Origin of the sequence: Mucilaginibacter sp., from assembly GCF_036383575.1 — a bacterium.
Lineage (GTDB): Bacteria > Bacteroidota > Bacteroidia > Sphingobacteriales > Sphingobacteriaceae > Mucilaginibacter.
Genome location: NZ_DASVOB010000407.1, coordinates 1 through 13,432, shown reverse-complemented (window position 1 = coordinate 13,432; position 13,432 = coordinate 1). Strand labels below are relative to the sequence as shown.

At 39.8% G+C, this 13,432-nt stretch carries 9 protein-coding genes; all 9 read left to right on the top strand.

The window, feature by feature from the left end; genetic code table 11:
- The first annotated feature begins 471 nt into the window (after positions 1–471).
- On the top strand, positions 472–2,340 hold the full coding sequence (locus VF500_RS14215) for a hypothetical protein (protein ID WP_330860295.1): 1,869 nt from the start codon (positions 472–474) through the stop codon (positions 2,338–2,340).
- 170 nt (positions 2,341–2,510) lie between these two features.
- Positions 2,511–4,280 carry an SGNH/GDSL hydrolase family protein gene (locus VF500_RS14210; RefSeq protein ID WP_330860294.1) on the top strand — a complete coding sequence of 590 codons (1,770 nt, stop codon included), beginning with the start codon at positions 2,511–2,513 and terminating at the stop codon, positions 4,278–4,280.
- Positions 4,281–4,373: 93 nt separating this feature from the next.
- Positions 4,374–5,459, top strand: coding sequence for a substrate-binding domain-containing protein (locus tag VF500_RS14205; RefSeq protein WP_330860293.1), 1,086 nt, complete (start codon positions 4,374–4,376; stop codon positions 5,457–5,459).
- 417 nt (positions 5,460–5,876) lie between these two features.
- A complete protein-coding gene (locus tag VF500_RS14200; RefSeq protein WP_330860292.1) occupies positions 5,877–7,004 on the top strand; it encodes an aminoglycoside phosphotransferase family protein in 1,128 nt (375 codons plus the stop codon).
- A complete protein-coding gene (locus tag VF500_RS14195) occupies positions 7,001–7,651 on the top strand; it encodes a carbohydrate-binding family 9-like protein (RefSeq protein ID WP_330860291.1) in 651 nt (216 codons plus the stop codon). The genes VF500_RS14200 and VF500_RS14195 overlap by 4 nt, the downstream gene beginning before the upstream one ends.
- A 45-nt stretch (positions 7,652–7,696) precedes the next feature.
- A complete protein-coding gene (locus tag VF500_RS14190) occupies positions 7,697–9,439 on the top strand; it encodes a DUF4091 domain-containing protein (protein ID WP_330860290.1) in 1,743 nt (580 codons plus the stop codon).
- Positions 9,440–9,726: 287 nt separating this feature from the next.
- On the top strand, positions 9,727–10,314 hold the full coding sequence (locus tag VF500_RS14185; RefSeq protein ID WP_330860289.1) for an RNA polymerase sigma-70 factor: 588 nt from the start codon (positions 9,727–9,729) through the stop codon (positions 10,312–10,314).
- Positions 10,315–10,472: 158 nt separating this feature from the next.
- Positions 10,473–11,654 (top strand): FecR family protein, encoded by a 1,182-nt coding sequence (locus VF500_RS14180; RefSeq protein ID WP_330860288.1) that lies wholly within the window; start codon positions 10,473–10,475, stop codon positions 11,652–11,654.
- A 194-nt stretch (positions 11,655–11,848) separates the two neighbouring features.
- Positions 11,849–13,432: SusC/RagA family TonB-linked outer membrane protein (locus VF500_RS14175; protein WP_330860287.1), on the top strand; the 1,584-nt coding region annotated here is incomplete at its 3' end.

The following is a 13,432-nucleotide window of genomic DNA, read 5'->3' as shown; positions in this document are numbered from 1 at the left end:
GGGAATTGTATAAAAAAGGGAACAACGACCATGTGTTGTTTCCTTAAGTACGATTGGTGATTGTTTGAACAGTAGACAAAATGTTGGAAAATAATTCTAACATATTAATCTATGCCTTTCTCTGCTTGAAAGTAACCTGATGCCACCCCGTCATTAAAAAATGGCGCAAACGATTGTTTAGCCCAATATCATAACATAAGCATATAAATCCTCATCCTTAACAGGCAAATGGCTTTTGACCGGCTTTTTTGCTGTAGACTATATTTTATATTTGTGTGCGCACACACTGATGACGGTTCACTGTTTTCTTATAGTTTATAACTCATGCTAAAAAAATTATTGTTTTTAATTTGCCTCAGCCTTACAAGTGTTTCCAAGGCTCAAAATGTTTTTCTTTCAGATATAAAACCGGGTCAAGCGGTTGCTTTTGCAAATAAGGGAGCTGTGATTTTAAAAAACAATTACTTGTCTATGAAATGGCTTGCCGGCAAAAAAACAATTGCCATAAACGAATTTGGCGCACAGCATAAGCGGATCACTTTAAAAGGTGCCCCCATTTTCGAGCTCGAGTTAAAGGATGGTACGGTAATTAACTCTGCTGACTTTGAATTGAGCTCCCCATTAAAAATTGTTGACATAAAAGGCAATAGTGGGGCCGTGAAGCTTTCAGAAAAGGAAGATGGAAAAGAAATTTTAGCCGTTTTTTTGAATGTAAAATATGGCATTCGTTTAAGCTGGGAGGCCATTTTAAAAGATAACTCCAATTATATCAGACAGGTTTTTACCTTTAATAGTGTTACGGATTCTTTAAGAATCCGTAAATTAAAACTTATAAAACTCCCTGTAGGATCGGGATTAGAGCCGTCAGGAATTGTTGACGGATCGCCAATAATATCAAAGGATTTCTTTGTAGCATGTGAAAGCCCCATTAGTAAATATGAAACTAATGATGGGTGGGTAAACGGCTATATTGACCGGCAGGAGCCGACGCCGGATCTGACTGCCTCTACAGTTTGGGGAGTGGCTTTACAGGGACAGTTACGCAGGGCATTCCTTTATTACCTGGAACGGGAAAGGGCCGTACCATACAGGCAAATGCTGCACTATAATTCGTGGTATGATTTATCATGGGCCGACCGTAAACTGACTGAAGCAGGCTGCCTGGACCGTATTCAGGCATTCGGTGACAGTCTTACCGCGAAACGTCATATTTCCTTAAATGCGTTTTTGTTTGATGATGGCTGGGATGATAACCAAACATTATGGCAAATAAGCAAAACCAATTTTCCTGCGGGCTTCGATAACATCAAAACACTGGCTGATAAATACGGTGCTTCATTGGGTGTGTGGATGTCGCCCTGGGGGGGGTATGAGCAGGCCAAGGAGCAAAGGTTGGAATATGGACGGAAACAAAATCCTCCGTTTGAAACAAACTCGCATGGATTTTCCCTTTCAGGCACTGTTTATTCAAACAGGTTTAAAGATGCCGCTGCAGGCTTTGTAAACAAATATGGTATCTCGATGTTTAAATTTGATGGTGTTGGGGCAGGGGATAAATCAACAGGTGCAACTCCCGAATATCAAACAGATATGGAATCGCTGTTAAACCTCGTGTCAACTTTGCGCGGGGTAAAGCCTGATCTTTATTTTAGCCTGACCATAGGCACCTGGCCATCACCCTTCTGGCTCAAATATGGCGATGTGATCTGGAGAAATGGCTGGGATACAAATACAGAGGGGCAGGGAGATAACAGGCAACAATGGCTTAATTATCGCGATGGCGAAGTATATAAAAACATTGTTCAACGCGCCTCCCTTTATCCGCTAAGCTCACTAATGTATCATGGGATTTGCATTGCAGACAATGGTGCACCTGCCAAATTTGAAATGAATGATAAAGATATTTCTGACGAGATCTGGTCGTTTTTTGGATCCGGAACAAGTTTGCAGGAATTGTATATTAATCCTCATAAATTAAACACCGCTAACTGGAATTGCCTGGCGGCCGCCATAAAATGGGCGCGGAAAAATGCAGATATCATGCCCGATACACATTGGGTAGGCGGCGACCCATCAAAAGGAGATATTTATGGGTTCGCTTCATGGTCGCCCAAAAAGGCAATTCTTACTTTAAGAAACCCGTCAAATAAAGTAAAAACCTTCCTTGTGGATACGCGTAAAGTTTTTGAATTGCCTTTAAATTGTAAGCCTGCTTATCTTTTTTATAATGCTAAACTTAGCAGCCGGGAAACTAAAAAACCTTTATTTAAAGGAGAAACTTATACAGTTACGCTTGAGCCGTTTGAAGTGATGGTGCTGAACGCGATACCAGCCCATTAATGGTTTTATTTTTTTTCGGCCGATTAACATTATGAAAGTAGCGACTGAATTTAGATAGGTGCGTGCGCAAATAAATTGTATCATTTGATTTGTGGTAACACTTTGTTACCTGCAAAATACGGCGGCAGCTTCCCTGTTTAATCGGAAAACAGCCTTTTAATAAATTACCAATGAAACGGATATCAATACTCATTTTATTGTTCTTTTGCTTCTTTTTTACCTTATCCTTTTCTCAAACTACTATAACATATAAATGGCTTGACCCGGCCAAAGCGGGTTTCCCTGTTATAGAGGGGCAGGCATGGCCAACGGAAACTGCGGCTACTTATGATAGGTTTCCGGAACGTGCCCAAAAGGAGTTAAATCCTAATGTATGGAACCTCTCGCACAGCAGTGCGGGCTTATATATCAAGTTTAAAACAGATGCGCCTAACCTGGTTATTCGTTATAAAGTTAAGGGTGATCTCGCGATGTCTCACATGCCGGCTACAGGCGTAAGCGGTCTGGATCTTTACGCGTTGGATCCCAATGGAAAATGGTGCCTGGCCCCCGGTAGTTTTTCATTTAAAGACACCATTACTTATCGTTTTTCAAATATAAAAGTCAGCGCTGCTTTTCCGGGAAGAAGCTATGAATACAGATTGTTTTTGCCACTATATAATTCAGTATCCTGGCTTGAAATAGGTGTTCCTACTGGCAATGCATTTAATTTTATGCCTTTATCTAAAGAAAAACCCGTACTTGTATATGGAACATCTATTGCACAGGGGGGCTGCGCATCAAGACCCGGTTTGGCATGGACTTCTATTGTACAGCGTGCGCTTGATCGTCCGCTGGTAAACCTTGGTTTTTCAGGTACAGGGCTGCTTGAAAAATCGGTCATTGACCTGATGGCAGAGGTTGATGCAAAAATATATGTACTTGATTGCATGCCCAATTTAACAAGCTTTTCTGACCAGGAAATTGAAAAGCGTTTATTAGCATCAGTACAAAGTTTAAATGAAAAACATCCACAAGTTCCTGTCCTGTTGGTAGAACATAGCGGGGGGGATATTGATGGTCTGTTAGATACAGGCAGGAATGCTAACTACAACCGTGTAAATAAAGTTCTTGATGGTACTTATTCAAAGCTAATTACCGCAGGGGCAAAAAACGTTTATTTATTAACCAATAAGGAAATTGGTCTTGATATCAATTCAACGGTTGATGGTTTGCACCCCAATGATATTGGCATGGAAAAATATGCCAATGCCTATGAGAAAGCTATACGCACAATTATCAAAGAACCAACCGGCAAATATTCAACTACTCAACCTGTTGTACAAAGCAGAGATGGCTATTATGACTGGCGAAACAGGCATAATGAAATACTAACGCTTATTAAAACTGATTCGCCAAAAATTGTATTCCTTGGCAACTCTATATTGAATTACTGGGGCGGCTCGCCAAAGGCTCCGTTAGCAAGGGGAGGCGATTCATGGGATAAATACCTTGAGCCATTAGGTGTGAAAAACTTTGGTTTTGGCTGGGACCAGGTAGAGAATGTATTATGGCGCGTATATCATGAAGAGATTGACGACTTTAAGGCAAATAAGGTGATGATCATGATAGGCACCAATAACTTATCTGTTAATAATGACCAGGAAATAATAGAAGGGTTGAAATTGCTGGTACGGGCAGTAAAGGTGCGCCAGCCCACAACTGAGATTCTTTTGTCGGGCTTGCTGCCCAGAAGAGCCATGGAAAAACGGGTAAAACTTCTTAACAAAGCAATTTCTGAATTAGCTTCTCAAACACAGGTCCGCTTTATTAACCCCGGAAAGTTACTGCTTAATAATACCGGCAATATTGACGAGTCGCTTTTTGGCGATGGCTTACATCCAAACGGGGAGGGCTACCGGAAACTGGCGATCTCCCTGGTTCCTTATCTCAAAAAATAACAGCCCAGCTTTCAGTTAAGTTCACTAAATTGTGGCAATAGTAATGCGATAAACTATATTAAATTTGCTATCTTTTTCACATGTAGATTTAATATGAAGAATAAAATTGTACGCATTAAAGATATTGCCGAAAAAGCAAAAGTTTCAACAGGTACAGTTGACAGGGTATTGCATAAGCGGGGGCGGGTGTCAAAAAAAGTAGAAGAGAAAATACTGAAGATTATTGAAGAGATGGATTATGAACCAAACCTTATGGCAAGGGCTTTGGGTTCAAATAAAATATATCAAATTGCCGCGTTAATACCCGATCATAAAAGCGATTCATATTGGTACGCTCCTAAAGCGGGAATTGAAAAAGCCGAGAAAGATTTGAAGCAATATGGCATAGTTGTTCAGCAATATGTGTTTGACCCTTATGATGTAGAATCATTTATAAGCAATGCCAAGCAATTAACCAATGATAGCCCGGATGGTATAATTTTATCCCCGATATTTTACCGGGAAACTTTGCCTTTTTTTGAGAAATGGAAAGCGGCCGGAATCCCCTTTGTGTTGTTTAATACCCAAATTGCTGAGTGCGAGCCCTTGAGTTACATCGGTCAGGATTCATATCAGAGTGGTTTTTTGGCGGGGAAACTTATTCATTATGGACAGCCCGAACCTTGTTCTGTTTTAATTGCCCATATTGATGAAGAGATAAGTAATGCCGCCCACCTCTTAAAAAAAGAGCAGGGATTTCGTAATTATTTTTCGCAAAATAACCTGGAGCACCAGTACAAAATTTTACGGATTGAATTAAATAGGGCTAATGCTGCTTTGTTTATCACGCAGCTGGATGCCATTATCGATAGCACACCAGATATGGCCAGTGTGTTTGTAACAACATCCAAAGCTCATGAAATTGCAAAGTATTTGGAGCAGCGCCATATAAAGCATATCAAAATAATAGGATACGATCTACTTCCTGCCAATCTGTATTTCCTCAACAAAGGCGCAATTAGTTTTTTGATTAATCAAAACCCCAAAGGACAGGGTTACTGGGGTATTTATCAGCTAACGGATTACCTCGCATTCAAAAAAGAAGTGCCTATCATTAAATACCTTCCGCTTGATATAGTTACCAAAGAAAACATGAATTATTACATAGATGATGAAGACACTGTTTATTTAGATATTTAATTGATCGACCATTTTCTGGCGGTTTACTCCGTATATTTTTATCCATAATGAATTGTTACTGCCGGGCAATTTATTATGGATTTGTTTTATTATCCCTTTTTTCCACAAAATTATTTCAACATAGCTGTTGCTGTAGAGCATGACTGCCTCCCGGCTCACTATAAATTCACTGCAGCATAATCAATAGTTGTTTTTTCGAACAAAAAAATCAAAAATGTGTGCGGACACACAAATATTTTTATATTTGTATTGAAGCATTTATGAAATTTTAATGTTTACGTATACACTTGGTATAAAATGCAATATGGTCGTCCAGAAGGAGTAGGCATTTTCCGCGGGACTTACCATATGCTTAGCCAGTAAAACACTTAAGTGATACAGATTTTAAAAAGTAATTGAAACGAACTAAAACAGAAAATGTCATATAACATACCCGAAATAGTAGCTAATTTTTGCACTGAAGGAAACGTTGAAATTATTGTACCGTTTGGTTCCGGGCATATCAATGATACATTTCACGTGAAGACTACCAACCCGGAATTACCCGGTTACCTGCTTCAGCGTGTCAATCACCATGTATTTAAAGATGTACCGGCGCTGATGAATAATGTACAACTGGTAACCAGTCATCTTAAAAAAAAGCTGGCCGAAATTCCTGGCTCTAACCCAACTAAAGAAGTGCTTACCATGGTTTGGGCAAAGGATAAGCAATGTTTTTTTTGCGATACAGCCGGCAATTACTGGCGGATGTATTTGTTTTTAAAGGATACTAAAAGCTATGACCTCGTGCTTACCGATCAGCAGGCCTATGAGGGTGGTAAGGCATTTGGTAAATTTCAATTACTGTTATCAGATCTGGATACTGACTTACTTTTCGAAACCATACCGGATTTTCATAACATCGCTATGCGGCTCGACAGGTTAAATAAAGCTGTGCTGGCTGATGTTGAAGGCCGGGTTAAAGAAGTGTTGCCTGAATTAACCTTTGTTATTGAAAGGGCCGACACGATGGTTACCATTCTGAATTTAGGCAAAGAAGGGAAATTACCTCTGCGCATTACACACAACGATACTAAATTCAACAATATACTGCTTGATATGAACGATCACGGGCAGTGTGTGATTGATCTTGATACGGTTATGCCTGGCTATGTTGCATATGATTTTGGCGATGCTATCCGTACTATTATAAACACGGCATCCGAAGATGAGAGCGATATTACAAAAGTTACCCTGAATATTCCATTGTTTAAAGCCTATACAGAGGGGTATTTTAAAAGCGCGGGTAGCTTTTTATCAGATATGGAAGTTAAAACGCTTGTAATGGGGGTTTTATTAATTCCATATATGCAAGGGGTACGTTTCCTTACAGATTATATAGAAGGTGACGTTTACTATAAAACGCGTTTTGCCGAGCATAATTTACAGCGTACCAGAGTACAGTTTCAGCTCCTTAAAAAGCTTGAGGAGCAGTATGTTGTTTTAGATCAGATAATTCAGGACGTAGCAAAAACATATACGCAATTAGCATCCAAAGTAGAATGAAAGAATTAACGGTACCATTTTTAGGACTTGTAAATAAAGTAAGTCCCATAGCGCACGTATCTTATTTGTTAGATAATTATGAAAAAAATCACATCGGAATGACGCCCTGGTCCGTCAATGGCTATAAGCCGGATGCGCATTTTGCCATAGCGTTTGGTGAGGATAGTATTTTTATAAAATATTATGTAAGTGAAAAATCTGTAAGGGCAATTTATAAGCAACCTAACGAGCCGGTTTATAAAGATAGTTGCGTGGAGTTTTTTGTATCCTTTGGAGATGAAAAGGGTTACTATAGTTTTGGGTTTAATTGCGCAGGTACATGCATGTTGGGTTTTGGAACAAGCAGGACAAACCGCAAACTATTACCGGAGGCCGCCATAAGAACGATCAGGCATCAAACTAATTTAAAACTGGTTGATAGTGGCGGACAAGGCAGTATAGGTTGGGAACTGACGCTAATGATACCTTTAGCAGTGTTTTGCAATCATTCCATTACATCATTAAATGGCAGGCAATGCCGGGTCAATTTTCATAAATGCGGTGATGAACTGCCCGATCCCCATTTTTTAACCTGGAATAATATCAAGTCAGCAGATACCAACTTTCATTTACCCGAGTTTTTTGGAAAAATGCAATTTGAAAATTAAACCTGGATACTCATCCAATTCACTGCAACATAGCAAAATATGAAAATGAAACTTACTGTAATCCTGTTATTATTTAGTGCTGTTGTTTCGGCACAGGTTAAAATGAGTGGGGCTTACCAGGAGCTTCCGGATCCCAAACCTGTTCAGCAGAAAAGCTGGAATGAATTAAAACCGGGTGTTTATGTAAGTTTTGCGTCAACAGATATTCGTTATGAGAAACGCAATGCCCCATCAATATTTCCATTGCAAACCAAATGGCAAACCAAAGCATGGAAAGGAGAAAAGGTACATACGCAATTCCTGGTTTGGACCACCCGTAACCTGGAACAATTAAGTTTTGAATGGAGTAAACTTGAAGACGAAAAAGGCCATACAATTCCTGTAAAAAACATCAGTGCAAATTTTGTGCGTTATGTGATGGCCGATGGGCTGAATAATGGAGGTGGCGGCTGCGGTATTCAGGCAGGTCATGATTCCTCTCTTGTAGAGGATATTATTGATCCAGTCAGATCTCTTTCTGTAGCTAAAAATACTACCCGACCTGTTTGGTTAAGTGTTAAGGTTCCTGCCTGTGCTGTTAAAGGTATTTATAAAGGTTATGTGAAAATCAGGGAAGGAGGAGGGGCGAATACTTATATTTTGCATTATACCGTTAAGGTACTTAATCATATCCTGCCTGCACCCGAACATTGGAAATTCCACCTCGATCTGTGGCAAAACCCTTATTCGGTTTCCCGGGTGTACGGTGTAAAACCCTGGTCAAAGCAACATTTTGACCTCATGCGTCCGTATATGAAAATGCTGGCAAATGCCGGTCAAAAATCAATTACCGCTACACTTATTTATGACCCATGGAATAGTCAAACATATGATATTTATGGATCAATGATAAAATGGACTAAAAACAAAAACGGTTCATGGACTTATGATTATAGCGTTTTTGATAAATGGGTAACTTTTATGATGTCGCTGGGTATTGATAAGTTTATCAACTGTTATAGTATGATTCCCTGGAATTTGAAGTTTTATTATTATGATGAAACGCTGAAAAAGGATACCGCCATCATAGCTAAACCCGGCACACCAGAATATAATGAGCATTGGCGTCCTATGCTATCCGATTTTGCTAACCATCTAAAAAAGAAAGGATGGTTTAAAAAAACAACTATCGCTATGGATGAAAGGCCTTTGGAGGATATGCAAAAAGCGATAGCTTTAATAAAAAGTGCAGATAAAGATTTTAAAATTTCATTGGCAGGTAATTACCATCCTGAAATTGAAAAAGATCTGGTGGATTACAGTGTGGCGTCAAATCAGGTAATAGATAGCGGTGCTATCATATCACGTAAAAGGGCGGGGCTTAACACCACCTATTATACCTGTTGTACAGAGGGGAATCCTAATACGTTTACCTTTTCTGCACCGGCAGAGTCTGTTTGGCTGGGCTGGCATGTAGCTTACAAAGGGTATGATGGCTATTTAAGATGGGCTTACAACTGCTGGACAAAAGATCCTTTACGAGATACACGGTTCGGATCATGGTCATCAGGGGATGCCTACTTAGTTTATCCGGGGCTGCGATCATCTATCCGCTTTGAACGATTGATTGAAGGTATTCAGGATTGTGAAAAAATCAATATACTAAAGGCCGATTTTATAAAAAGAAATCAGCAGGGTAAGTTGCGCGAGCTTGAAAATATTTTAAGCGGTTTTGATATCGGAGGGCTAAGGAATAAAAATGCCGCCGAAATTGTACGCGTTTCCCAAAACAGATTAAACGGCTTATAGGCAATTCAAAAACCTTTTACTTTGCCGCATTTTATTTTCCGGTGACTTTCATTTGACAGTTTTTTTAACTTTATTTACTATTATAAAATTATCCGAAATAACAAATTGGAGGCTTTAACCAAAATACCGGCTGAATTGCAGATGCGATATAAATGGTAACAATTGATGGGCAGGCTAAAGAGGCCTCCCGTACCGGCGTTGATCAGCAATTTGGATGGGAGCGGATTTTAGATTAAAAAACAATAAAAAATACTTTCTTTGACGTTGCCAATTAGTTATAATGCGGAATGAATAGCCCCGAAGTTCAGTTATTGTCTGATGACAGACTTATAGCGTTGATTCAAGAGAATGATATTGTGGCATTTGAGCGCATCTATAATAAATATTGGTCAAAACTTTATCTTTCGGCATACAATATACTCAGGGACCGCCAGGTATCTGAAGATATCACCCAGGAGGTATTGGTAAACCTGTGGATGAAACGGGCTAACCTGCAGCTCACTTCTTTAAACGCCTATTTATATACCGCTGTCCGTTATCAGGTGTTTAATATTATACGTTCCGGCAAAGTAAAAGCAGATCTTTTTAACAGGCTGGAAGAACTTTTTAGCAAAAACGGAGGGGAAGAAATCTTATCTGAAAAAGAAATTAACCGTTTACTGGAGCAGGGGATTGCCGAATTGCCTGAGAAATGCCGGCAGATATTCATTATGAGCCGCAGAGAGCATTTATCAACCAAAGAAATTGCTGAACGACTTGAGATTTCGCCAAAAACGGTTGAAAATCAGTTAACCATAGCGTTAAACCGTCTGCGTAAAACATTGGGCGATTTTGTTTGCGTGGCCGTTATTATGTATTGTGGACGATGGTTTTGAGATTTTTGGCCAATTCCCGGCTCCGTTTACACTCTTCTTTTTAACATACTCCTTTATCTGACTACCCAAATTTCACGATTTGTTAATGGTTAAGAAATATTTGCAATTTCTTTGGGGGTACCCCCGGTGTTGCGTTACTTACATGCAACAACTAACCAATGGACAAAGAACTACTGCTAAACTTAATCAATAAATATCTTTCCAATCAGGCCACCGCCGATGAGGAAAAGCTTTTATTTGACTATTACGATACGCTTCAAAAAAACGAATTGAAATGGGATGAGCTTTTACTGGGAGATGAAACCGTAGCAAAAACGGAGCTTTATAGCAAAATATTACAGGAAATAAAGGCACGGGAATCTGCCCCTAACAGGATTGTTTTTTTGAGGAGTAGGTGGTTTGTAGCAGCATCTGTAGCTTTGTTTCTGGTTGTCTCATCTTTATTGGCTCTTTACTTAAGACATAACAATTCTTCTTTATTAACTAAAAATAACGCTCAGCCCTTTAAGCATACAGTTGCTCCCGGCGGTAACAAGGCATTATTAACTTTAGCTAATGGCTCAAAAATAACCCTTGATGATGCTGCTACAGGTCAGCTGGCCAAACAATCAGGTGTAACTATCACCAAAGCTGCCAACGGTAAATTGATTTATACTATTGAAAAGGCTCCATCAAATTCAACTGGTTTAGTTCAACAGGCTTATAATACCATTGAAACCCCCAGAGGCGGCCAGTACCAGGTTAACCTGCCCGATGGTTCAAAAGTTTGGTTAAATGCAGGTTCTTCGCTCCGTTTTCCAACAAACTTTACAGGGAACATACGCAGTGTTGAATTAGCCGGGGAGGCCTACTTTGAGGTAGCAAAAAACGCCCAAAAGCCATTTAGGGTTGTAAGTAACAACCAGGTGGTAGAAGTTTTAGGTACGCATTTTAACATCAGTTCTTACATCGACGACAGTTCGGTAAAAACTACCTTATTAGAAGGTTCTGTTAAGGTATTATCCACCAAATCAAATCAATCAAAACTGCTGAAACCGGGGCAACAATCAAATATCAATTATTCAGATAATTCAATTGATGTTCAGACAGTTGATACCGAAGAGGTGGTAGCCTGGAAAAATGGTTATTTCCTGTTTGTTGATGAAGACCTGAAAAGCATTATGAGCAAGCTGGCCCGCTGGTATAATGTTGATGTAGAATATACCGGCAATGTAGATAATTTAAGGTTTGGGGGCATGGTGTCGCGCTCAAGAGACTTAGCCCAGGCGTTGAAGATCATAGAACAAACAGGAAACGTTAAAACTAAAATTGAAGGAAGGAGGGTTACCATTATGCCGTGATTTTACCCGCATTGAGGTAGCCTTTAAAATAAGCCGGAAGTGCTGGAACACTTCCGACTAATACGTTAGGGCTTACCATGAAACTAAATTCGTAGTCCAATTACACCTTAAACCCAAACAAGTTCAAATGTATGAAATGTTATGAAATAACATTATATGGGATTCCCTGTATAAAAAATAAAGCTTTGTTGATTATGAAACTATCCATCATCTTGTTGGTAGCAACCATACTTCAGGCGAGTGCTTCAGGTTACGCACAAAAAATTACATTATCAGAAAAAAATGCTCCGCTCGAAAAGGTTCTCAAATCAATAGGAGAACAATCCGGATATGATTTCTTCTATAATTCAAAGGTGATTAAGCAGGCAAACCCGGTAAGTATCAATGTTCTGAATACCGAATTAGAAGAAGTACTAAAGCAAACATTTAAAGGGCAACCGTTTATATATAGTATAAACGAGAAAATTATTATTATTAAACCTAAACCTGTTGAAATACAACCTCAATCAATACCCATTATAAAAGTTTCAGGTGTTGTCACTGATTCAAAGGGTGTTACTTTACCCGGCGCAAGCGTGCGTATCAAGGGGACTGATAAAGGTGTAATAACTGATAGCGAGGGGCGGTTTACCATTGAAGCTAATGATAACAGTACCCTTGTTATTTCATTTGCCGGTTTCATTGCCAAAGAAATTACAGTTACCGGGGCAACATCTTTCCTTACTGTTCAATTACTTGACGATACTAAAGGTATAAATGAAGTAGTGGTAGTAGGCTATGGTAAACAAAAGAAGCTGACCATAACCGGGGCTGTTACAACGGTGAATGTTGCTGATATAACAACTCCAAACCGCTCCCTGTCTAATGCACTGGCAGGTAAGGTAGCCGGGGTTATATCGATGCAAAGAAGCGGGGAGCCGGGTTATGATAACGCGTCATTTACCATCAGGGGCATTGGCACTTTTACAGGTAATTCAAACCCGCTTATTATTATAGATGGCGTACAGCGGGATGATGTAAACAGTACCTATGGAGGAGCTTATAACAACATCGACCCGGAGGATATTCAAAGCATCTCCCTGTTAAAGGATGCATCATCAACTGCTGTATACGGGGCTAAGGGTGCCAACGGCGTTTTGATTATCAATACTAAAAAAGGTGTTGCGGGGAAGCCGAAGATCTCCTTTAAAACGGAAACATCTATGTCGGGCCTTACCCGAACGCCTAAAATGCTTGATGCCGTATCATGGATGAGGCTACATAACGAGGCAACTACAAATGATGGTAATCCGGCTGCATATTCTGAAGAAACTATCCAGAAAACAGCGAGCGGATTGGACCCATACCTTTATCCAAATGTTGACTGGATAAAGTCTGTATATAAGAATTGGGCCCCCGGCTACAATACCAACTTAAATGTTACCGGTGGCGCTTCAACTGTAAGATATTATGTTTCTGCTTCTTTTTATGACCAGGAAGGAAGTTATAAAGTAACCAAACAAAATGGCTACAACCCCAACCTTAACTTTAAGCGTTACGATTTCAGGTCAAATCTCGACATCGATATCACCAAAACTACTTTATTAACCATGAACCTGGATGCAATGCTGGTGAGCAGCCGCTACCCCGGCATCTCGGCAGGAAATATCTGGTATGAATCGTACTTAACCCCACCTAATGCATTCCCGATAAGATATCCCGATGGTAAATGGGCAGGCCCTTACAACAATGGCGGCTCCAACCCGGTAAATGATATCCAAAACTCAGGTTATAACAGT